We start from the raw sequence: 22,791 nt of genomic DNA, 5'->3' as shown, positions 1-22,791 counted from the left end.
TTTTGTGACTGCTTTTAACCGAGAACGCCCATGACCGAGCCACTGCGCATTGTTTTTGCCGGCACACCCGAATTTGCCGCCGAACACCTCAAGGCCCTGCTCGCCAGCCCTTATGACATCGTCGCGGTGTACACCCAGCCGGATCGCCCGGCCGGTCGCGGGCAAAAACTGATGCCGAGCCCGGTCAAGCAACTGGCGCTGGAGCACCACATTCCCGTGCTGCAACCGCCGACCCTGCGCAACGCCGAGGCCCAGGCCGAGTTGGCCGCGCTGAAACCGGACCTGCTGGTGGTGGTGGCCTACGGCTTGATCCTGCCCCAAGTCGTCCTGGACATCCCGCGCCTGGGTTGCATCAACAGCCATGCCTCGCTGCTGCCACGCTGGCGCGGTGCGGCGCCGATCCAACGCGCCGTGGAAGCGGGCGACAGCGAAAGCGGCGTGACCGTGATGCGTATGGAAGCGGGCCTGGATACCGGCCCGATGCTGTTGAAAGTCAGCACCCCGATCACCGCCGAGGACACCGGCGGCAGCCTGCACGATCGCTTGGCCGAGATGGGCCCGCCGGCCGTGATCCAGGCGATTGCCGGGCTCGCTGCCGGCACCCTCGAAGGCGAGGTGCAGGACGACAGCCTGGCGACCTACGCGCACAAACTGAACAAGGACGAAGCACGCCTCGACTGGAGCCGCCCGGCCGTGGAACTGGAGCGCCTGGTGCGCGCGTTCAACCCGTGGCCGATCTGCCACAGCACCCTCAACGGCGAAGCCTTGAAGGTTTTGGCTGCCACCCTGGCCGACGGCAAGGGCGCCCCTGGTGAAATCATCGGTGCCAGCAAGGACGGCCTGCTGGTCGCCTGCGGTGAACAGGCGCTGTGTCTGACGCGTCTGCAATTGCCCGGTGGCAAGGCGCTGAATTTCAGCGATTTGTTCAACAGCCGTCGTGAGAAATTTGCCGTAGGCACGCTTCTCGGGGTGGCCGCCCAATGAACCCGCGTCTGGCCGCCGCCAAGGCCCTGGCCGCCGTGCTCAACGGCAAGGCTTCGCTGAACAGTTCGCTGCCGACCCAGTTGGATAAGGTCGAAGACCGTGATCGCGGTTTCACCCAGGACCTGGCCTTCGGCACTGCGCGCTGGCAGCCACGGCTGTCGGCGCTGGCAGCCAAGCTACTGCAAAAGCCGTTCAAGGCGGCCGATGCCGATGTAGAAGCGCTGCTGCTGGTAGGCCTCTATCAATTGCTCTACACCCGCGTGCCGGCCCACGCCGCCATCGGTGAAACCGTCGGCTGCGCCGAAAAGCTGAAAAAGCCCTGGGCCAAAGCCCTGCTCAACGCCGTGCTGCGCCGCGCCCAGCGCGAAAGCGAAGCGCTGCTGGCCGAGCTGGAACATGACCCGGTGGTGCGTACCGCTCACCCGCGCTGGCTGCAAAAATCCCTGAAAGCCTTCTGGCCCGAGCAATGGGAAGCCATCTGCGCGGCCAACAATGCACACCCGCCGATGATCCTGCGGGTCAACCGTCGCCATCATCGCCGCGATGCTTATCTGCAATTGCTGACCGATGCGGGCATCGCGGCCGCGCCGTGCGTGTACAGCACCGATGGCATCGTGCTCGAAGCCGCCACCGACGTGCGCAGCCTGCCGGGCTTCGCCGAGGGCTGGATCAGCGTGCAGGATGAAGCCGCGCAACTGGCGGCCGACCTGCTCGACCTGGCCCCAGGCCAGCGGGTGCTGGACGCCTGCTGCGCCCCCGGCGGTAAGACGTGTCACATCCTGGAGGTCGAAAAAGACCTGGCCGGCGTCGTCGCCGTCGACCTGGAAGCCAAGCGCCTGGTGCGCGTGCGGGAAAACCTCGCACGCCTGGGCCTGAGCGCCGAGCTGATCGCCGCCGATGGCCGCGACACCGCCACCTGGTGGGACGGTAAGCCGTTCCAGCGCATCCTGCTCGACGCGCCGTGCTCCGCCACCGGCGTGATCCGTCGCCACCCGGACATCAAGCTGACCCGCCAACCCGACGACATCGCCGCCCTGGCCGTGCTGCAAGGCGAACTGCTCGACGCGTTGTGGCCGACCCTGGAAGTCGGCGGCATCCTGCTCTACGCCACCTGTTCCACCTTGCCCACCGAGAACACCGAGGTCATCGAAGCCTTCCTCGCCCGTACCAGCGGCGCGCGCGAGCTGGACCTCGCCACCGCAGCCGGCATCAAGCAGCCCCACGGGCGCCAATTGCTGGCGCAGGAAGGCGGACACGATGGCTTCTACTACGCCAAACTGATCAAGATCGCCGCCGCACGCGGCTGAACGGTTCAAAGGGAGTGACCGGATGAAAATCATCATCCTCGGGGCAGGGCAGGTCGGTGGCACGCTGGCCGAGCATTTGGCCAGCGAATCCAACGACATCACCGTGGTCGACACCGATGCCGAGCGCCTGCGCAACCTCGGCGACCGCCTGGACATTCGTACCGTGCAGGGCCGTGCGTCGTTTCCTACGGTGCTGCGTCAGGCGGGTGCCGACGATGCCGACATGCTGGTGGCCGTAACCAACAGCGACGAGACCAATATGGTCGCGTGCCAGGTCGCCCACACGCTGTTCCACACCCCGACCAAGATCGCCCGGGTGCGTGAAGCCGCCTACCTGACCCGCGCCGGCCTGTTCGACAACGACGCGATCCCGGTGGACGTGCTGATCAGCCCGGAGCAGGTGGTCACCCACTACATCAAGCGCCTGATCGAGATTCCCGGCGCGTTGCAGGTGATCGACTTCGCCGACGGCAAAGCGCAACTGGTCGCCGTGAAGGCCTATTACGGCGGGCCGTTGGTCGGCCAGCAACTGCGCCAACTGCGCGAACACATGCCGAATGTGGAAACCCGCGTCGCGGCGATTTTCCGGCGTGACCGGCCGATCCTGCCCCAGGGCGACACGGTGATCGAGGCCGACGACGAAGTCTTCTTCATCGCCGCCAAAGCGAATATTCGTGCCGTGATGAGCGAAATGCGCCGTCTCGATGAGACGTATAAACGCATCGTCATCGCCGGTGGCGGGCAGATCGGCGAACGCTTGGCCGAGGCCATCGAAAGCCGCTACCAAGTGAAGATCATCGAGATGAGCCCGGCGCGCTGCCGGCATTTGTCCGACACCCTCGACAGCACCGTAGTCCTGCAAGGCAGCGCCTCGGACCGCGACCTGTTGATGGAAGAAAACATCGCCGACGCCGATATCTTCCTGGCCCTGACCAACGATGACGAAGCCAACATCATGTCATCGCTGCTGGCCAAGCGGCTGGGGGCGAAGAAGGTGATGACCATCATCAATAACCCAGCGTATGTCGACCTGATCCAGGGCGGCGATATCGACATCGCCATCAGCCCGCAGTTGGCGACTATCGGCACCTTGCTCACCCACGTGCGCCGTGGCGATATCGTCAGCGTCCACTCCCTGCGCCGCGGCGCGGCGGAAGCCATCGAGGCGATCGCCCATGGCGACTCGAAGTCGAGCAAGGTGATCGGCAAGGCCATCCGCGACATCGGCTTGCCGCCGGGTACCACCATCGGTGCGATCATTCGCGATGAAGAAGTGATCATTGCCCACGACGACACGGTAATTGCCACCGGTGACCATGTGATCCTGTTCCTGGTGGATAAAAAACATATCCGCGATGTGGAGAAGCTGTTCCACGTGGGGTTGAGCTTTTTCTGATCAAACGGAGTACACCGACATGCTCGAATCCCTGGAGAAAATGCTGGCCAAGGGTGTGGATAACGCCCTGCTGCGCTTTGGGCTGGGCAAGGGTTATCTGGACCTGAAGGACAACGCCAAGGCCGCCGAGCATCTGCACAAGTGTGTCGAGTTTGATCCGAAGTATTCGGCGGCGTGGAAGTTGTTGGGGAAGGCGCACGTCGGGCTGGGCGATCAGGCTGCCGCGCGGCTGGCCTGGGGGAAGGGCATTGAAGCGGCCCAGGCCCATGGCGACAAGCAGGCCGAGAAAGAAATGACGGTGTTCCTGAAAAAACTCGACCGCAAGGCCTAAGCGGAACTCAAATGTGGGAGGGGCGGTGCGACGATTCGACTTGCCCCCGATAGCGGAGGTTCAGTCAAATATGCATTGGCTGACACACTGCTATCGGGGGCAAGCCCCCTCCCACATTGGTTTTGGGTTGCCTTTGAGTCAGTACCACCGCGCCTCACCCGGCGGGCGTTTCTTGAAGCGCTTCATGCTCCACATGTACTGGCTCGGGTAGGCGCCGACATAACGCTCCACCACCTTGCTCATCGCCGCGCAGGAGGTGGCGGTGTCGGTGCTGTACATGTCTTCCGGCGCTGCTTCCAGGATCACTTTGTAGCCTGAACCGTCCGGCAGGCGCAGGGCATGCAGGAATACGCCGACCGCCTTGTGGCCCGCGAGCATGTTCGGCACGAACTTGCTGGTCAGCGCCTGGGTGGCGAAGAACGGCACGAAGATCCCCGCCGATTCAGCCGGCTCCGGGTCGGCCGGAATGCCCACCTGGCCGCCCTTGCGCACTTCCTTGATGACACTGAGGATGCCTTCCTTGGTGGACGCCGCCACGCGGTTGCCCAGTTGCACGCGTTGCTTGCGCAGCAGGTCATCCACCGCCTTGAGCTTCGGCGGGCGGTAGAAAATGATCGGTTTGCACTGGCTGCAATAGAAGTGGTTCAACACTTCCCAGTTGCCCAGGTGGCTGGTGATACCGACCACGCCTTTGCCCGAGGCCAGGGCTTCGTGGAGGACTTCCAGGCCTTCGACTTCGCGCACCAAGTCGATGGAGCGCTGGGCCGGCCAGATCCAGGCGCAGGCGCTTTCGGTCAGGGACTTGCCGATGTCCATCAGGCTGCGGCCCACCAGGCGCTCGCGCTCGGCCGGGTCCATGTCCGGGAAGCATTTTGAGAGGTTGATCCGCACCGTGTCGCGGGAGCGGTTGGGGGTTTTCCACATGATCCAGCCAATCGCTGAACCTACGGCTTGCACGGCGCGCCAGGGCAGCAGGGCAAACAACCGGAGAGCGCCTACCAGCAAGGCGCCTTTAAACTTTTCCACAGGTCACTCCTGATCGTGTGTGGTGCGCAAAGCACGCATTCTAACCGGCGTTGGCCAAGTCCGCGTAACGGTCGCAGTCCTGAGTGTGGTCCATGACCATGCCCGAGGCCTGCATGAACGCGTAGCAAATAGTCGGCCCGACGAAGGTGAAACCGGCTTTTTTCAGCGCGCGGCTCATGGCCTCGGCTTCGGCGGTAATCGCCGGGACTTCGCTGCGGTCCTTGAAGTGATTGACCTTGGGCACGCCGCCGACAAACGACCACAGCAGCCCCACCGGGTCCTCCAGCGCCAACCAGGCCGCGGCGTTGCGGCGGGTGGCGTTGAGCTTCAGACGATTGCGCACGATGCCTGGGTCGAGCATCAACGCTTCGATCTCGGCATCGCTCAGCCGCGCCAGGCGCTGTGCATCAAAACCGAACAAGACCTTTCGATAATGCTCGCGTTTGCGTAAAACGGTGATCCAGGACAGGCCCGCCTGGAACCCTTCGAGCAAAAGTAACTCGAACAAACCCTGCGCATCGCGCAGCGGCGTTCCCCACTCCTGATCGTGATAAGCCATGTACAGCGGATCTTCAGAACACCAAAAGCAGCGTGGCATAAGGCTCCAGGGGATGGTGGCGCGGCCGAATCGGGTATACTCCCGCTCTTTAAATCGCAGCCCAAGTAACAGGTGAATTTCGTGAGCCAGCCTACGCCAGCCGTGCGTACCTTCCAAGACTTGATCCTCGCCCTCCAGCAGTACTGGGCCGAGCAAGGTTGTGTGGTACTTCAGCCCTACGATATGGAAGTAGGCGCCGGCACTTTCCACACCGCTACATTCCTGCGGGCCATCGGCCCGGAAACCTGGAACGCCGCTTATGTGCAGCCCAGTCGGCGCCCGACTGACGGCCGCTACGGCGAAAACCCGAACCGTCTGCAGCATTACTACCAGTTCCAGGTGGTATTGAAGCCGAACCCGGACAACTTCCAGGAGCTGTACCTCGGCTCGCTGAAACATGTCGGCCTCGACCCGTTGGTCCACGACATCCGTTTCGTCGAAGACAACTGGGAATCGCCGACCCTGGGCGCCTGGGGCCTGGGCTGGGAAGTCTGGCTGAACGGCATGGAAGTCACGCAGTTCACCTACTTCCAGCAAGCGGGCGGCATCGAGTGCTACCCGGTGACCGGCGAGATCACCTACGGTCTCGAGCGCCTGGCCATGTACCTGCAAGGCGTGGATTCGGTCTACGACCTGGTGTGGGCAGACGGCCCGTTCGGCAAAGTGACCTACGGCGATGTGTTCCACCAGAACGAAGTGGAGCAGTCGACTTATAACTTCGAACACGCCAACGTCGAGAAGCTGTTCGAACTGTTCGACTTCTATGAAAGCGAAGCCAAGCGCCTGATCGAACTGGACCAGCCGCTGCCGTTGCCGAGCTATGAAATGGTGTTGAAGGCGTCCCATACCTTCAACCTGCTGGACGCCCGCCGCGCCATCTCGGTGACCGCGCGCCAGCAATATATTCTGCGTGTTCGCACCCTGGCGCGTTCCGTCGCCCAAGCCTACCTGCTGGCTCGCGCCAAGCTGGGCTTCCCGATGGCAACCCCGGACCTGCGTGATGAAGTGTTGGCTAAGCTGGAGGCTGCACAATGAGTGCTCAAGATTTTCTGGTTGAACTGGGCACCGAAGAGCTGCCACCCAAGGCACTGAACACCCTGGCCGATGCGTTCCTGGCCGGTATCGAAAAAGGCCTGCAAAGCGCCGGCCTGAAGTTCGAGGCGAAAAAAGTCTACGCCGCGCCGCGTCGCCTGGCGGTGTTGCTGACCGCGCTGGAAACCCAGCAGCCGGATCGCAGCATCAACCTCGACGGCCCGCCACGCCAGGCCGCTTTCGACGCCGAAGGCAACCCGACCCAAGCAGCGCTGGGTTTTGCCAAGAAGTGTGGCGTCGAGCTGAGCGAGATCGACCAGAGCGGCCCGAAACTGCGTTTCAGCCAGGTCATCAAAGGCAAGCCGACTGCCAGCTTGTTGCCGACCATCGTCGAAGACTCCCTGAACGACCTGCCGATCCCCAAGCGCATGCGCTGGGGTGCGCGCAAGGAAGAGTTCGTGCGTCCGACCCAGTGGCTGGTGATGCTGCTCGGTGACCAGGTCATCGATTGCACCATCCTTGCCCAGAAAGCCGGCCGCGATTCCCGTGGTCACCGCTTCCACCACCCGCAAAGCGTGCGTATCACCGCGCCGGCCAACTACCTCAACGACCTGCGCGCCGCCTATGTGCTGGCCGACGCCAACGAGCGTCGCGAGCTGATCAGCAAGCGCACCGAAGAGTTGGCCCGCCTGCAGGAAGGCACCGCCATCGTGCCGCCAAGCCTGTTGGACGAAGTGACCGCCCTGGTTGAATGGCCGGTGCCGCTGGTGTGCTCGTTCGAAGAACGCTTCCTCGATGTACCGCAAGAAGCGCTGATCTCCACGATGCAGGACAACCAGAAGTACTTCTGCCTGCTGGACGTGGACGGTAAGTTGCTGCCGCGCTTCATCACCGTGGCCAACATCGAAAGCAAGGACCCGCAGCAGATCATCGCCGGTAACGAAAAAGTCGTGCGCCCGCGCCTGACCGACGCCGAGTTCTTCTTCAAGCAAGACAAGAAGCAGAAGCTCGAAGACTTCAACCTGCGCCTGCAAAACGTGGTGTTCCAGGAAAAACTCGGCAGCGTCTACGACAAGGCTGTGCGCGTTTCCAAACTGGCCGCCTACATTGCCCCGCGCATTGGCGGTGACGCTGCCTGGGCTGCGCGCGCAGGCCTGCTGTCCAAGTGCGACCTGGCCACCGAGATGGTCGGCGAGTTCCCGGAAATGCAAGGCGTTGCCGGTTACTACTACGCCCTCAACGACGGCGAGCCGGACGATGTCGCCCTGGCCCTGAACGAGCAGTACATGCCGCGCGGTGCTGGCGCCGAATTGCCGACCACCCTGACCGGTGCGGCCGTGGCCATTGCCGACAAGCTGGATACCCTCGTCGGGATCTTCGGCATCGGCATGCTGCCTACCGGCAGTAAAGACCCGTATGCCCTGCGCCGTGCGGCCCTGGGCGTGCTGCGGATCCTGATCGACAAGAAGCTCGACCTCGACCTGACCCAGGCCGTGGTGTTCGCGGTCGGCCAGTTCGGCGGCAAGGTCAAGCAAACCGGCCTGGCCGAGCAAGTGCTGGAGTTCGTGTTCGACCGCCTGCGTGCGCGTTACGAAGACGAAGGCGTGGACGTTTCGGTGTACCTGTCGGTACGTGCCCTGCAACCGGGTTCGGCGCTGGACTTCGACCAACGCGTGCAAGCCGTGCAGGCCTTCCGCAAACTGCCGGAAGCCGACGCCCTGGCTGCCGTGAACAAGCGCGTGTCGAACCTGTTGAGCAAGGCCGACAACCTCGGCAATGCCGATGTCGACCCAGGCCTGTTCGCCGATGCCAAGGAGTTCTCGCTGAACTCGGCCATCGCCAAGGCGGAAAATGCGGTGAAACCGCTGATCGCCGAACGCAACTACGCCGAAGCACTGGCGCGCCTGGCCACCTTGCGCGAGCCGGTGGATGCGTTCTTCGAAGCGGTGATGATCAATGCCGAAGATGCCGGCGTGCGGAAAAACCGCTACGCCATGCTGGCGCGTCTGCGCGGTCTGTTCATCAACATCGCTGACATTTCCGTATTGGGCTGATCATGTTGAAACTGCTGATTCTCGATCGGGACGGGGTGATCAATTACGACTCCGACGCTTACATCAAGTCGGTGGAGGAATGGATCCCACTGCCCGGCGCGATCGAGGCCATCGCGCAGTTGAGCAAGGCCGGCTGGACGGTGGCCGTCGCCACCAACCAGTCCGGCATCGCCCGCGGCTACTACGACATCGCTACCCTGGACGCCATGCACGCGCGCTTGCGCACGTTGGTGGCGGAGCAGGGCGGTGAGGTGGGGCTGGTGGTGTACTGCCCCCACGGGCCGGATGAGGGCTGCGATTGCCGCAAACCCAAGCCTGGCATGTTGAAAACTATTTCAGAACATTACAACGTGCCCCTGGCTGGGCTATGGTTCGTCGGGGACAGCCTCGGTGACCTGGAGGCGGCCAAAGCCGTCGACTCTCAGCCAGTTTTGGTAAAGACCGGGAAAGGCGAAAAGACCCAGGCGAAAAACCTGCCGGTAGGCACCTTGATTTTTGACGATCTGGCGGCGGTTGCCGCAGAACTTATCAACAACTAGCCGCCCTCGACTGCCTGACCAAGGACTGTTCGGGAGTGCGCCTTCAACAGGCGGGCTGTGTCCCGCAACGGTAAATGCCGCCATGTCGATTTTGCAGGCCATCAGAACCTTCTTCTTTTACCTGCTGTTGGGCACCAGTTCGTTTCTCTGGTGCACCCTGAGCTTTTTTATCGCGCCTTTTCTGCCGTTCAAGGCGCGCTATCGCTTCATCAACGTCTATTGGTGCCGCTGCGCGCTGTGGCTGAGCAAGGTGTTCCTGAACATCCGCTTCGAGGTCAAGGGCGCGGAAAACGTCCCGGATCAGCCCTGCGTGATTCTGTCGAACCACCAGAGCACGTGGGAGACGTTCTTCCTCTCGGCGTACTTCTCGCCCCTGAGCCAAGTGCTCAAGCGCGAGCTGCTGTATGTGCCGTTCTTCGGCTGGGCGATGGCGATGCTGCGCCCGATCGCCATCGACCGCGACAACCCCAAGGCGGCGCTCAAGCATGTGGCCAAAAAGGGCGACGAGCTGCTCAAGGACGGCGTCTGGGTGCTGATCTTTCCGGAAGGTACGCGTGTGCCCTACGGCACCGTCGGCAAGTTCTCACGTGGTGGCACGGCATTGGCCGTCAACGCCCACCTGCCTGTGTTGCCGATTGCACATAATGCCGGCAAGTACTGGCCAAAAACCGGTTGGGCAAAACGTGCAGGCACCATCACCGTGGTGATCGGGGAACCGATGTACGCCGAAGGTGAAGGGCCGCGTGCAATTGCCGCACTGAATGACCGCGCCGCCGCCTGGAATGAAGCCCAGCAACGCGCCATGGGTTCGCTGCCGCCGGAGCCGGTGGCGGTGGACACGCCGGTGGCCTGATCATCTGTGGATAACCTGTGTACGGTTTGTTGGCAAAATGGCATTTTCTCTTCATAACAAGATGATTTTATTAGATATTTCCTGAACTCATAAAAATACTAAAAACGTGCATAAGTTTTTTTCGGATAAAAAAACCGGTCCTTGAGACCGGTTTTTTATACACAGCGCAAAAGCACGTGTTGTCAGTCTTCCAACTGGGGCAGCTGCAGGGTGAATGTGGTGCCCTTGCCCACCACGCTTTCGCAACAGATACGGCCACCGTGCCGCTCCACAACGGCCTTGACCATGGTCAGGCCCAACCCAAGGCCTTCGCTGCCCTGGGCAGAATCGAAGCGGCGGTACTGGCTGAACAGTTCCGGCAAGTCCTTTGCCGCAATGCCCGGGCCCTGGTCGCTGATGCGACACTCCAGCCAACCTTGCGCGCTGCCGTGGCTCAACCTCACGGTGGTGCCGGCCGGCGAGTATTTGATCGCGTTCTCCAGCACGTTGAACAACGCGCGGGTGAGCAGGGATTGATCGGCCGACACCATGCCTTCATCCGCTTCATCCAGGTCGTGGATCAACTGGATACCCTTGAGCTGCGCAATCACCGCCACCTGATCGAACGCATCCATCACCAGCATGGCAAACAGGCTTGGCTGGAAGTGGTAGCCGTCAGCCTCGGCTTTCGCCAGTTGTACGAATGATTCGGTGAGGCTCAAGGCGCGTCGAACCTGCTGCTCGATCTGGGCAAACACCGGCGACTCCGCGTTATGCACATCCACTAACGCGAGGATCGCCGAGTGCGGCGCGCGCAGGTCGTGGGACAGGAAGCGCAGCATGGTTTCGCGGTGTTGCTGGGCTTCGCGCTCCTTGCTCAAGTCGGTCAGGCTGAGCAGCCAGCCGAGGGCGACATCGCCTTCGGCGGGCAGCAAGGGTGCGATTTCCATGCGCAGGCTGCGTTGGTGGATGTCCCGGAACTCGACGATTTCCAGGGCGGACAAGGCAGGGCGCACGCCGTTATGCAGGGGTGGATAACCCAGGTCGGCGAGCTGTTCGAGCAGGTTTTGGTTGACCAGGTCATTGCCGAATACTTCACGGGCAATGCGGTTGGCCAACAGGATGTTGCCACGCGGGTCGGTGATCAGGGTCGCCACCGGCAGGCATTCGAGGCCATCGGCCATGAAGCGTCGGGTGTCACGGGTGCGGCTGACGGCCTGCTCCAGGGCAAAGATGCGCCCTTGCAACACATCGCCTTTGTTCGCGGGCGCTCGGCGGCGTTCGGGCAGCACCTTGGGTTCGTTGTCCAGGCGCGCCAGTTCCCAGCCAAAGTAGGCAAGGATCACGCTCAGGCGGCGCCAGTTCCAGATCAGGTAGCTGAGCAACATACCGATCAGGCAGGCCGCGGGCGACCACCAATGGCCAAGGCGTAACAGCGCCCACGCGCCGAGCAACGCGCCGGCCATGCAACCCAAGGTCATCCACAGCGCGTAACGTGGGCGGTACAGCAAAAGGCCGAGCAACAACGCCACCCAGGCCGTGGCGATCAGTGCCGCGAGCCAGCCGGGGAGGTCGACAATGCTGCGCTCCTGCAGCAACCCGTTGAGCACATTGGCCTGGATTTCCACACCGGCGGTGGTATCCGGAGTGGAGGAGAGCGGCGTCACAAAACGGTCCCCCAGCCCATAGGCGCTGGCGCCCACCAGGATCAGGCGGTCGCGCAGCAATTCGGCCGGCACTTCGCCGTGCAATACGCTGGCGTAGGACACACTGGGAAACCCATGCGGCTCAGACGTGGACGGGACGCGAACTCTATATTCCCGATGCCAGCGCTGACTGTTGGGTTGTTCGCTGCGTCCCGGCATTTGCGCGGTTTGCCCGCTCAACGTATACGCCAGCCATGCCAACTGCGGCAGCGTGTTCCCAGGCGGGCCTTCACGCAGATACAGGCCGCGGACGGCACCGTCGCTGTCTGCTTCGACGTTGATATGGCCCAGCCCCTTGGCGCAATTGAGCAGCGGCAACAGCTGTTCGCCCGGCTGGCTCGCGCCGCCATCGCGTTCCAGGGGAAGCAAAACATTCCCGGCGTTGCACACGGCATTGGCCAGGCGCTGGTCATCCGTGGCGTTGCGCGGCTCACTGAAGATCACATCGAACAAGATACCCGCGGGTTGGGCAGCGCTCAGACGGTTGATGACGTCGGCATGCAGGCTGCGCGGCCATGGCCATTGGCCGAGCTTTTTCAGGCTCTGGTCATCGATGGTCACCAGCAAAATGCGCGGATCGACCGGCAGAGGGGTCAGGCGGCGCAGGCCGTCATACAGCGGGTTATTGAAGGCCAGGCCCGCACTTGAGGACAAATATGCAGTAAAGGGCAGCAACACCAGGCCAATCCACAGCCACTCCCGAAACAGGCCATGGAACAACAACTGCGCCTGGGTGGGCTGGCGTTTTTCGGCCTTGCGCCACAGCATCACAGGGCGACCGCCAGGAACCCGCACCGCTGCTGAAAATGGACAGTTGAAGATGTCATAGACCCGGTTTCTCCCTCCAGGTGGTGCGCGGTGTGGTGCTGAACCCAGTGAAGCTCATTTTGATCGCCCCGGGGTTTTTCCTGAATGCGTTCGTTGAAACATACCGTACATCGGGGCGCAGTATCAGCTACCCGCACGGCTATGCAATGCCAGCGGCACTGATCCTTTTCCTTACGCACGGGAGTCGGTATCTTTCCCCCTGAGTCGCATGGTTTTTCAAAGCGTTAACGGCCCTTTGATATCAGCGTACCGAGAGATCCAAAGGGTCGTTGAATCTGAGCACAATTCTTCAGATTCAATGACTGGCATCTGCGCAGCAAGGACGCCCGCTCTTCGACCGGCCGACAGCTGAAATATTTCCAAGTAGAAAGGACCCACCCATGCGTGTCGCAATACTGGATGACGAACCCGCTGAATTGCAGCGGGTGGAACAGACACTGCGACAGATCCCCAGCAACCTGGAACAGCCCTGGTCTGTGCATTGCTTCGAACGCGGTGAAGACCTGCTGCGCCAACTGCGCCGGGAAACCTTCGACCTGCTGATCCTCGACTGGCAGCTGCCCGACATCAGCGGCATCGCCTTGCTGCGCTGGACCCGTGAACACATGGAATCGCCCCCGGCGGTGATCATGCTCACCAGCCGCGATGCCGAGAGCGATATCGTCACCGCCCTGAACAGCGGCGCCGACGATTACGTCAGTAAACCCTTTCGCCCGAATGAACTCAAAGCCCGGGTCAACGCCGTCCTGCGCCGCCACGGTCTGCAAAAGTCGGCGACGTCTGAAGTGCAAAGTTTCAACGACCTGACCTTTGACGACGCCGAACTGACCGTCACCCGTGCGGGCAAACCGATCAACCTGACTGAACGCGAATACCGCCTGGCCAGTTGCCTGTTCGCCAACCTGGCGCGGCCGTTGTCTCGCGAGTATCTGTATGAGCGGTTCTGGAGCCATGAAGAAATGGTCTCGTCTCGGCCGCTGGACACACATATCTATCGGCTGCGGAACAAACTGGGGTTAACCGCGGATCGGGGTTGGCAGTTGTTGACGATCTATGGATACGGCTACCGGTTGGAGAGTGTGGCGGCCGCTTCAGCGGGTTAAAAATGCCGATGTTCCACGTGGAGCATTTGGCTTTATTGATGCAGAGAGACGTGGCGGCTATCCATATACGGCCGCATCAATGCCTCGAACCACTCGTGGAACACATCCAGTCGCTGCGAACGCTGCCGGCGGTGCGGGTAGAGCAGGGATACCGGCATCGAAGCGGCACAGTAACTCGACATGACCTCCACCAGTTGTCGTGAGTCCAGCAGGTGTTGGACGTCGAAGCGCGGGATCTGGATCAACCCCAACCCTGCAAGGCAGCAAGCGATATAGCTTTCGGCATTGTTCACGATCACCCGGCTCGGCACGTCGAACCGCTGCACGCTGCCGTCGCCGGACAGGTATTCCCAAGGCAGTTCCTTGCCCGACTTCGGCGACGCATAGCCGATGGTCCAATGTCCGTCGAGTAGCTGCGCAGGCTGCTGAGGCTCTCCATGCTCAAGCAGATAGGCCGGGCTCGCACAATTGATCAAGGCAATCTGACCCAGCGGCCGCACCACAAGACTGCTGTCATGCAGCGCGCCAACGCGCACCGCGCAGTCCACACCTTCCTGCACCAGATCGATGGCCCGGTCAGTCGAACCCAAAATCAATTGAAGCAGGGGATGACAACGCAACAGGCCGGGCAGCGCTGGCGCAATGACGCGGCGGGCAATGCGGCTGGGCACATCGATGATCAGCCGGCCGGAAACTTGCCGCTGGCTGGCCTGGAATAACTGGTCGATGTCTTCGACGTTGCACAACACCGGGCGCACACGGCTGAGCAATTGCTCCCCATCGGGTGTCAGCCGTACCTGCCGCGTCGTGCGATGCAGCAGGCGCACGCCCAGTTGAGCCTCTAACTGCTGGATGGCCGCAGACACCGACGCTCGTGGCATCTCCAGCGCGTTGGCAGCTTTGATGAAGCTGCCCATCTCGGCCACTTTGGCGAATACGCGGTACTGGTCGAATCTGTCCATGTATCTGCCCTGCCGATGGTCCCGACGTCAGCCTGCCCAGGAGCGCCTGCTCTGCGTCGATTGTACGGCGCCCCAGCAGCGGATGGCGACGAAGATCACACTGCGGATAATGGATTTACTTGGTGGTGTACCCGCCATTGATGAGAATGGTCTGGCCGGTGATCCACCAGCCGTCACTGACCAGATGGCGAATGAAAGGCACCACATCCTCGATGTCGGTCAGGCCTGTTTTGCTGAACGGCGAGAGCGCGGCGGCGGTCTTGTGATAGGCCACCGCGTCGGCGCCTTCGGCCGGGTAGAAGAACGGCGTATCCATCGGCCCCGGACCGACCGCTGTCACCGAAACACCGCGCGCGCCCAATTCCTTGGAGGCCGCTCGGGTGTAGTGTTCGACCGGCGCCTTGGTGCCGGCATAAGCGGCATAGAACGGCGTGAAGGCGCCCAGCAGCGACGTCACTATCGTGCAGATCTTGCCATGGTCGTTGAGGTGCTTGCCCGCCTCCTTGAGGAAGAAGAAAGCGGTCTTGGAGTTGACCGCGCTCATCTCGTCGTATTCGGCTTCACTCACCTCGGCCATCGGCTTCTTGAGCACCTTGCCAACGGTGTTGATGGCTATGTCGGGTGTGCCGACCGCGGCGATGGTATCGGCGAACAACCTCTCGATGGCGCCGGCCGTCGTCAGATCCCCCTGCAGCGCGACGGCCTGTGCGCCGCTGGCCTGAACGGCGGCAACCGTGGCATCGGCATCAACCTTGGACGCGGCGCTGTTGTAATGGATCGCGACAGCCTTGGCACCCTGTGCGGCCATATCACGGGCGATGAGACCGCCAAGGTTCTTCGCGCCACCCGCGATGAGAACGACTTTGCCTTTAATGGAATGGTCTGCCATGGAGAATCTCCTTCACGAATCGATGGAGAATCGAGATTAGGCCGCTTCAACGCGGCGATAAACCGTGGATGACTGGATGAATAATCCAGAAAAACCCCCCAATCAGGCAGATTGGAGCGGGGAAGGTCACGTAATAAAAACCCGGATCGAATGCAAAAAAAGCCCGCGATTTGGCGGGCTCTTTTCGTGATGTTCAGCTAATCGGTGAGGATTAGCCGAACCATCTATGTGTGCAACTCCACGGAGGGCCTGGAATGCTTGGGAAGACGCAGACGGGAGCCACTTACTCCTCAGATGCCACCAGTCGCACACCTTTACGCGTGACCTGTTGCCCGACTTCAAAACGCCCATTGGGTGAGCGCACCGTACTAATCTCGCCTTGCGCGTTTTTCACTTCATAAGCGGTTTCAGACTTGCCAATGCCTCCTTGCACCGCACTGCCGGCGAAAAATCCGCCAGCTGCGCCGACTAATGCTCCAATCGGGCCACCTACCGCGCCAACCATCATTCCGGTCAAAACGCCGACCCCCTTGCCGGCGGTTGTGTCGGGGACTACACGGATTATCTGGTCTGCCTGGCATAGCGGAGACAGCAGTGTACACAGGGTGAAACTGAGCGCGATGGTACGAGTCATGAGATTGTCCCTTTGGGGTTTGCGTTAAGTTCATTACCTAATACACAAACCGGGCCAACAATTTTATTGTTTAATATCAACTAGTTAAATAACAACACTGTCATTATGACCTAACTCTAAAAAGGTCATAATGACAAAGGAATAGTCAATATGACTTCCTATCGCCAGTTGAGGCAATTTGTTGAAGGGAGGGGTTGAACAGTGCTCAACGCTCTACAGAGCCGCTTTGCGTCATGAGCGAAGATCGAGTTGTTGCACTTGAGATAGCGTTGAAACGGTGATGGCGATCGACAGAAATAATGGAATTGATATTGATCAACTATGCAGACAATCAATTGGCGCGATAATCGCAGCGGCGCAATGACCTGGGCTCTAACGTTCAAACCCCACATTGAGGGCCCAGGTTATCTGGAATCAAAAAGGCAGCGGCAGGGGGAGGGCAACGGCATTCAGATGGCCCAGGAAGAGAAAGCCCGAAACCAATACCGCGTTGATCGACCAGGCCACCGTGAGGAAACGAGCGATCTGACCGTAGAGGGGGTCACTGACATTATCCGCATTGCGCCATACCGCATTGAGCATGCACGCGGTGTAGGCCACAAAACCCAGCAGCATTAGACCAAACAGGGAGGGTGCAACTTTGTTGAAGGCGACCAGAATCAGGCCAAACAGTACATTGCTGAGCACTACCCCGTAGAGCCAGAACACCACCCACAGCGCAGTGCTGCCCTGCGAGTTTACCCACTGCTGAAGCTTACTCATCACAACCCCCTGGCTAGCTAATAGCCGATTTTCCCTATAAGCCCGTACAGACTTCACCCAAGTGATGCCGACGTAGGGACGTCGTGCATGGTTTCAGTCTAGCGGGTATTTCCTACATGTCCCGACCGAGTACAAGTAGGCCGACAAACCTTGCTTCCTTGTTTCCGGGTTCTCAGCGGGACGGGTTTATGGAGTAAACGATGGACAAGAAATCGCTACCGGATTGGGATCCCAGGTCTGAAGCCGTATTAAAGGATCAGACGGCAGCCTATGACGACATGCGCCACCGTTGCCCGGTCGCACACAGTCAATATGGCTATACGTCGTTATTCAGGCATGCGGATGTGCTGCGCGTACTTAACGATCATGAAACCTTCAGTAATGCCGTCTCGCGTTTCCCCGCGGTCCCCAACGGAATGGATCCGCCCGAACATACGGCGTACCGGAACCTCATCGAGCGTTATTTCAGCCCGGAGCCTATGGATGCCTTTGCGCCGACGTGCCGTGATATAGCGGTTCGTCTGGTGCAGGCATTACCGGATGAAGGCCGTGCAGAACTGATCGGCGAATTTGCCCAGATCTTTGCGTTGCAGATCCAGTGTGCCTGGCTGGGTTGGCCGGCGGATTTTCATGAACCGCTGCGCCTGTGGACGCTGAAGAATCACTCGGCCACGCTGTCCCGAGACGAGGCGGCCCTGAGTGCCGTGGCCCTTGAGTTTGACGGTTACATCAAGGATCTGCTGGACGTGCGCCGTACCGCTGGCGCTGCTGCATCGCATGACATCACGACCCTCTTGCTACGCGATCAGTCCTTGGGAAGGCCCCTGACGGACGACGAGATCGTCAGCATTCTACGTAACTGGACAGTCGGCGAACTCGGAACCATTTCCGCCTCGGTCGGCATTCTTGCGCACTATCTGGCGACCAACTTCGCGTGGCAGCAGCGATTGCGCGAACAACCCGCGCTGTTACCTGTCGCCATTGATGAAATACTGCGTATTCATGCACCACTGATCATGAACCGTCGGGTGACTACGAAAGAGGTCACGCTGGGCGGGCGCACGCTGGCGAAGGGTTCGCGTATTGCCCTCAACTGGGCGTCTGCCAATCGGGACGAAGCGGTCTTTGGAGATCCCGATGAATTGCGCCTCGATCGCGATCCCGAGCTGAACCTGCTCTATGGCGCCGGCATTCATGTCTGCCCCGGTGCGCCGCTTGCCAGACTGGAGCTACGGATCGTAATGGAGGAACTGCTTGGACGCACCAGCCGGATTACACTGGCGCCGGATAAAGAACCAGTGAACGCGTTTTTCCCTGCCGGCGGGTTTTCTTCTCTACACCTGCAGATTCAGAAACCGCCGTCCCAACCGCTGGGCGCCGGCCTTCCCCCCGAGATCCGATAGCGTTTTATGCTGGACAGCTTGGCGGCGAGGGCGACATGTGGGTCAGCATGACTGACCTGCATTGAGCCCTGATCGGCCGCGAGTGTTATTTCAAACCGAGCCGCTTCGCCAGTCGGTGCAGGTTGGCCACATCCATATCGAGCATTCGCGCACAGGCAGACCAGTTATCTGCGCAATTTTTCAGCGTGCTTTCAATCAGCTGACGCTGGAAGCTATCCGTCGCGTCCCGTAGGCATTGGCCAACGCTGCTGGAAGGAACATCCACAGCAACAGGCAGTATCGCCAGCTGTTCTGGGACTTGATTGAAATGCTGTGCTTCCAGCAGCAGCTCTTCACTTTGCTGGGTCGCACGAGCAAGGATTGTCGCTCGATAAACAGCATGTTCCAGTTCGCGAACGTTTCCTGGCCACGAGTACTGCTTGAGCAACGACAGGCAACCGGCAGCCAGCGCCACCCGTTGCAATCCCATGCGTACCCGGCTCTGCTCGCAGAAAAAACCCGCTAGCAATGTGATGTCCTGCCCACGCTCACGCAGTGGCGGCACATGCACAGGGAACACGCTTAAACGGTGGAACAGGTCGACCCGGAAGCGATTGTTCAGCACCTCCTGCTTCAGGTCACGATTGGTCGCGGCAAGCACCCTTACGTTGACCCGCAAGACGGTATCGTCACCGACCCGTTGCAGGTCGCCGTATTGCAATACCCGTAGCAGTTTTGCTTGCAGGCTCAGCGACAGTTCACCGATTTCGTCGAGGAACAGTGTGCCGTTATCGGCCATTTCGAACTTCCCGGTGCGATGATGGATCGCCCCGGTGAAGGCACCTTTGACATGGCCGAACAACTCACTTTCAGCCACTGACTCCGGCAGCGCAGCGCAGTTTAGATAGACCACAGGGTGACTGGCGCGTGATGAACCTTCATGTATCGCCTTGGCGACCAGTTCCTTGCCGACCCCGGTTTCTCCAGTGATCAAAACGTTCAGGTCGGAACCTGCCACCATTTCGATCTCTCTTTTCAACTGTTGCATGACCTCGCTGAGCCCGACCATTTCGGTGCCGGGTTTGCCCGCCGGGACATGACTGATGGAGAGAGGTGTAATGGTCTGACTCTCGAGTTGCTCGACCAGCAACGCATTGGTCAAGGCAGCAGAAGCGAGGGCGCCCACCAGTCGCAGCTCTTCGTCGCTGAAGTGATCAAACTGCGCCGGGTCCATGCCATCGATCGTCAGCGCGCCAATCAGTGTCTGGTCCGCGAACAACGGTAACCCGATGCAGGCATGTACTTTGAGGTCCTGCCGGCTGGGGATCAGGCCGTCATAGGGATCAGGCAAATGACTCTCTGCCGGAAAGCGCACCACGTCACCGGCGCGAGCGATGGCTTCCAGACGCGGATGTGCATCAAGGCTGAAGCGGCGCCCCAGAACATCCGGTGCCAGGCCGTCGATCGCCAGTGGACGGAACAGTCGCTGTTCATAACGTAACAAGGCAGAGGCGTCGCAACCCAGCAATTGGCGCAGGGTATTGATCAGACGTTGAAAGCGATCCTGATGGGAAATGCCGCTTTGCAGCTCAATAGCGATGCGTGCCAGGGATTCAACGGAGAGACTCATGGTTTGTCACTTTGACAATGAATTAGTCATAAAGACAATAGTCGGGCAATGTCATATTGACAATCACTGTTTTATTTTTCCTTTAAAATCAATGATTTATTATGTGGCACGAAGGTTGCCATCTTCGGTGTAGAACATCATTTCTATACCGAGGTAGGTCATGTCAATTCACGTCAAAAACAACATTCATTGGGTCGGTCAGCGCGATTGGGAAGTGCGGGACTTTCATGGCACAGAATACAAATGCCACAAAGGTAGCAGCTATAACAGCTACCTGATCCGTGAAGAAAAGACCGTACTGATTGATACGGTTGATCACAGGTTCAGTCGGGAGTTCATACAGAACCTGGCGATGGAAATCGACCTGAACACGCTGGACTGTATCGTCATCAACCATGCGGAAGAGGACCATGCAGGGGCGCTGACAGAGTTGATGTCGCTGATCCCGAATACGCCGATCTATTGCACCGCCAATGGCGTGGACTCGATCAACGGTCATCACCATCATCCCGAATGGAATTTCCACGTCGTCCATACCGGCGACACCCTGGATGTCGGCAATGGCAAACAGCTGGTTTTCGTGGAAACCCCGATGCTGCATTGGCCGGACAGCATGATGACGTACATGACCGGCGATGCCGTTCTGTTCAGTAACGACGCCTTTGGCCAGCATTACTGCGACGAACACCTGTTTAATGATGAAGTGGATCAAAACGAACTGTTCGAACAGTGCCAACGCTACTACGCCAATATCCTCACCCCATTCAGTCGCCTGGTCATTGCCAAGATTACCGAGATCCTCGGTTTCAACCTGCCGGTCGATATGATTGCCACCGCTCATGGCGTGGTGTGGCGTGATAATCCGACGCAGATCGTGCACCGCTATCTGGAATGGGCGGCGGACTATCAGGAGGATCGCATCACCCTGTTCTACGACACCATGTCGAACAACACCCGCATGATGGCCGATGCTATCGCTCAGGGTATTCACGAAGTCGATCCAGGTGTGGCGGTGAAGATTTTCAACGTCGCGCGCCACGACAAGAATGAGATTCTGACCAACGTGTTCCGCTCAAAAGGCGTTTTGGTGGGCTCGTCCACCATGAACAATGTGATGATGCCGAAAGTCGCCGCGCTGCTGGAGGAAATAACCGGGCTGCGTTTTCGTGACAAAAAGGCTTCGGCGTTTGGCAGTTACGGCTGGAATGGCGGGGCGGTAGACCGTATCCAGACGCGCTTGATGGACGCTGGTTTTGAAACCACATTGGCGCTCAAAGCCAAGTGGCGGCCGGACGGCGAGGCGCTTGAGGTTTGCCGGGCTCATGGCCGCGAAATCGCTCGGCAATGGGCGCTGCATCCATCGACGGCTGCACATGTCGCACCCGCTGCAGCCACCGCAACTGCCCAGGCAGACCCCATCGCGGACAACGGCCTGCGCATGCGCTGCAGTGTTTGCCAATGGATTTACGACCCCGCGATCGGCGAGCCGATGCAGGATGTGCAGGCCGGTACGGCCTGGTGTGATGTGCCTGATTACTTCCTGTGCCCTGAATGTTCAATGGGTAAATCGGTATTCGATGAGCTGCCTTCGGAGGCGACATGAACCGGGAAATCGTCATTGTGGGCTCCGGCTTCGCGGCTCGTCAGGTGGTCAAGAACTTGCGCCGGCTCGATGCGGCGGTGCCCATTCGATTGATCGCTGCAGACAGTTGCGATGAGTACAACAAGCCCGACCTGAGTCACGTCGTCAGTCTTAATCAGACCGCAGACGACATGACCCGCCAGCCTGCGGCAGAGTTTGCCGAGATGTATCGGTTGACCCTGAACTCGTGCTGCCAGCTCACTGCGATTGATCGCGAAAACCAGCGTGTTAGCACCGGGAATGAGGCATTCAGCTACGACCAACTGATTCTCGCCACGGGGGCGCAAGCCATGGTTCCGCCGATTCCCGGGCGGGAGTGGATGGTGACTCTGAACAGCCAGCAGGAATACCGTCATGCACAACATGCACTGCGGGCTGCACAGCGCGTACTGATCCTCGGGGCCGGCTTGATTGGCAGTGAACTGGCGATGGACATCAATCGTGCCGGAAAGCAGGTGGTGCTGATGGACAAGTCCTGCAGCCTGCTCGCATCGTTGCTTCCTGTTGAGGTGAGCAGCCGCCTGCAGCACCGCTTATGCCAGATGGGTGTGGAGATGCTGTTTAACCAGGCGTTGGTATCCATTGAAAAGAGAAACGATGGCCTGTTGGCGACGTTGTCCAACGGCCGACACCTCAGCGCCGATGTGATCGTTGCCTCAATTGGGTTGAAACCCGATACGACGTTAGCCACACAGGCTGGCTTACGAGTGGACCGTGGCATTGAAGTTGATGAACGCATGTGCACCTCTGACCCACGCATATTCGCCGTTGGCGATTGCGCGCAAATCCAGGGCAAGCTACTGCCGTTTCTGCAACCTATCCAGGTAAGCGCCATGACCCTGGCGCGTAATGTGCTGGGTGGGAATGAGGAAGTTAAGTTCCCGGCGATGCTGGTGAAGGTCAAGACTCCGGAAATGCCGCTGCACCTGGCCGGAGAAACCAGCCGCAAGGACTTGCAATGGCAGATCAGCCTTGAGGCACAGGGGCTGATAGCCAGAGGCATGGATATGGCAGGGCAGCTACGTGCGTTCGTCGTCAGTGAAGACCAAATGAAGCAGGCCTTTACGTTACTACGGCAACTCTCGTTGTGAATCCAATTGGCAGAGCTCTCGCGCGTTCCTGGACATACGGGCAAAAAAAGGCCAACCCGCAGG

Annotated in this window: 20 protein-coding genes; 12 read left to right on the top strand and 8 right to left on the bottom strand. The window is 60.0% G+C overall.

Features of this window, described 5'->3' with window-relative positions; genetic code table 11:
- Positions 1-30 precede the first annotated feature (30 nt).
- The 4 genes from fmt to ACP7E3_RS03435 are packed head-to-tail and all read left to right on the top strand — an operon-like array spanning position 31 to position 4,018.
- Positions 31-984 carry a methionyl-tRNA formyltransferase gene (gene fmt, locus ACP7E3_RS03450; protein WP_046381561.1) on the top strand — a complete coding sequence of 318 codons (954 nt, stop codon included), beginning with the start codon at positions 31-33 and terminating at the stop codon, positions 982-984.
- Positions 981-2,291, top strand: coding sequence for a 16S rRNA (cytosine(967)-C(5))-methyltransferase RsmB (rsmB, locus tag ACP7E3_RS03445; protein WP_017848965.1), 1,311 nt, complete (start codon positions 981-983; stop codon positions 2,289-2,291). The genes fmt and rsmB overlap by 4 nt, the downstream gene beginning before the upstream one ends.
- Positions 2,292-2,313: 22 nt before the next feature.
- On the top strand, positions 2,314-3,687 hold the full coding sequence (trkA, locus tag ACP7E3_RS03440) for a Trk system potassium transporter TrkA (RefSeq protein ID WP_046381563.1): 1,374 nt from the start codon (positions 2,314-2,316) through the stop codon (positions 3,685-3,687).
- A gap of 19 nt (positions 3,688-3,706) precedes the next feature.
- Entirely contained in the window at positions 3,707-4,018 is a 312-nt protein-coding gene (locus ACP7E3_RS03435) for a hypothetical protein (RefSeq protein ID WP_057004925.1), read from the top strand.
- Positions 4,019-4,156: 138 nt separating this feature from the next.
- On the opposite strand, the gene ACP7E3_RS03430 is transcribed toward ACP7E3_RS03435, so the two are convergent.
- Together ACP7E3_RS03430 and ACP7E3_RS03425 are read right to left on the bottom strand one after the other, a co-directional pair.
- Complete coding sequence (locus tag ACP7E3_RS03430; protein WP_017848962.1) at positions 4,157-5,044, bottom strand: lysophospholipid acyltransferase; 888 nt, start codon at positions 5,042-5,044, stop codon at positions 4,157-4,159.
- Positions 5,045-5,084: 40 nt separating this feature from the next.
- Positions 5,085-5,642 (bottom strand): DNA-3-methyladenine glycosylase I, encoded by a 558-nt coding sequence (locus tag ACP7E3_RS03425; RefSeq protein ID WP_017848961.1) that lies wholly within the window; start codon positions 5,640-5,642, stop codon positions 5,085-5,087.
- Between the two features lie 81 nt (positions 5,643-5,723).
- On the opposite strand from ACP7E3_RS03425, the gene glyQ reads away from it, so the two are divergent.
- From glyQ to ACP7E3_RS03405, 4 genes are all read left to right on the top strand, one after another.
- Positions 5,724-6,677 (top strand): glycine--tRNA ligase subunit alpha, encoded by a 954-nt coding sequence (gene glyQ, locus ACP7E3_RS03420; RefSeq protein ID WP_003213601.1) that lies wholly within the window; start codon positions 5,724-5,726, stop codon positions 6,675-6,677.
- Complete coding sequence (gene glyS / locus ACP7E3_RS03415) at positions 6,674-8,728, top strand: glycine--tRNA ligase subunit beta (RefSeq protein WP_426122275.1); 2,055 nt, start codon at positions 6,674-6,676, stop codon at positions 8,726-8,728. Before glyQ ends, glyS begins: the two co-directional genes overlap by 4 nt.
- On the top strand, positions 8,728-9,267 hold the full coding sequence (gmhB, locus tag ACP7E3_RS03410; RefSeq protein WP_169850580.1) for a D-glycero-beta-D-manno-heptose 1,7-bisphosphate 7-phosphatase: 540 nt from the start codon (positions 8,728-8,730) through the stop codon (positions 9,265-9,267). The genes glyS and gmhB overlap by 1 nt, the downstream gene beginning before the upstream one ends.
- 82 nt (positions 9,268-9,349) lie before the next feature.
- A complete protein-coding gene (locus ACP7E3_RS03405) occupies positions 9,350-10,120 on the top strand; it encodes a lysophospholipid acyltransferase family protein (RefSeq protein WP_046381565.1) in 771 nt (256 codons plus the stop codon).
- A 182-nt stretch (positions 10,121-10,302) separates the two neighbouring features.
- Here the strand turns inward: ACP7E3_RS03405 and ACP7E3_RS03400 are convergent, their stop codons facing one another.
- Positions 10,303-12,576 (bottom strand): CHASE2 domain-containing protein, encoded by a 2,274-nt coding sequence (locus ACP7E3_RS03400; RefSeq protein WP_426122271.1) that lies wholly within the window; start codon positions 12,574-12,576, stop codon positions 10,303-10,305.
- Positions 12,577-13,013: 437 nt separating this feature from the next.
- Here ACP7E3_RS03400 and ACP7E3_RS03395 point away from each other — a divergent pair, with 437 nt between their 5' ends.
- Positions 13,014-13,736, top strand: a complete 723-nt coding sequence (locus ACP7E3_RS03395) for a response regulator transcription factor (RefSeq protein ID WP_017848955.1) — start codon at positions 13,014-13,016, stop codon at positions 13,734-13,736.
- Positions 13,737-13,768: 32 nt separating this feature from the next.
- On the opposite strand, the gene ACP7E3_RS03390 is transcribed toward ACP7E3_RS03395, so the two are convergent.
- From ACP7E3_RS03390 to ACP7E3_RS03375, 4 genes are all read right to left on the bottom strand, one after another.
- Positions 13,769-14,698, bottom strand: coding sequence for a LysR family transcriptional regulator (locus ACP7E3_RS03390; RefSeq protein ID WP_128192134.1), 930 nt, complete (start codon positions 14,696-14,698; stop codon positions 13,769-13,771).
- A 115-nt stretch (positions 14,699-14,813) separates the two neighbouring features.
- Complete coding sequence (locus ACP7E3_RS03385) at positions 14,814-15,587, bottom strand: SDR family oxidoreductase (protein WP_426122268.1); 774 nt, start codon at positions 15,585-15,587, stop codon at positions 14,814-14,816.
- Positions 15,588-15,870: 283 nt separating this feature from the next.
- A complete protein-coding gene (locus ACP7E3_RS03380) occupies positions 15,871-16,221 on the bottom strand; it encodes a hypothetical protein (protein WP_046381569.1) in 351 nt (116 codons plus the stop codon).
- Between the two features lie 414 nt (positions 16,222-16,635).
- Positions 16,636-16,983: a hypothetical protein gene (locus ACP7E3_RS03375; RefSeq protein ID WP_017848951.1), complete on the bottom strand. Its 348-nt coding sequence runs from the start codon at positions 16,981-16,983 to the stop codon at positions 16,636-16,638.
- 200 nt (positions 16,984-17,183) lie between these two features.
- Here ACP7E3_RS03375 and ACP7E3_RS03370 point away from each other — a divergent pair, with 200 nt between their 5' ends.
- On the top strand, positions 17,184-18,386 hold the full coding sequence (locus ACP7E3_RS03370; RefSeq protein WP_128192133.1) for a cytochrome P450: 1,203 nt from the start codon (positions 17,184-17,186) through the stop codon (positions 18,384-18,386).
- 85 nt (positions 18,387-18,471) lie between these two features.
- On the opposite strand, the gene norR is transcribed toward ACP7E3_RS03370, so the two are convergent.
- The gene (gene norR, locus ACP7E3_RS03365; RefSeq protein ID WP_046381570.1) at positions 18,472-19,995 is read right to left on the bottom strand and encodes a nitric oxide reductase transcriptional regulator NorR; all 1,524 of its coding nucleotides are present in this window, start codon (positions 19,993-19,995) and stop codon (positions 18,472-18,474) included.
- Between the two features lie 160 nt (positions 19,996-20,155).
- On the opposite strand from norR, the gene norV reads away from it, so the two are divergent.
- Together norV and norW are read left to right on the top strand one after the other, a co-directional pair.
- Entirely contained in the window at positions 20,156-21,598 is a 1,443-nt protein-coding gene (gene norV, locus ACP7E3_RS03360; RefSeq protein ID WP_017848948.1) for an anaerobic nitric oxide reductase flavorubredoxin, read from the top strand.
- Entirely contained in the window at positions 21,595-22,728 is a 1,134-nt protein-coding gene (gene norW, locus ACP7E3_RS03355; RefSeq protein WP_426122264.1) for an NADH:flavorubredoxin reductase NorW, read from the top strand. Before norV ends, norW begins: the two co-directional genes overlap by 4 nt.
- The last annotated feature ends 63 nt before the right edge of the window (positions 22,729-22,791 follow it).

This window comes from Pseudomonas sp. PSPC2-3 (assembly GCF_049898265.1).
GTDB classification, from domain to species: Bacteria; Pseudomonadota; Gammaproteobacteria; order Pseudomonadales; family Pseudomonadaceae; genus Aquipseudomonas; species Aquipseudomonas veronii.
The sequence above is the reverse complement of the archived record's forward strand: the minus strand, read 5'-3'. Positions and strand labels throughout refer to the sequence as shown.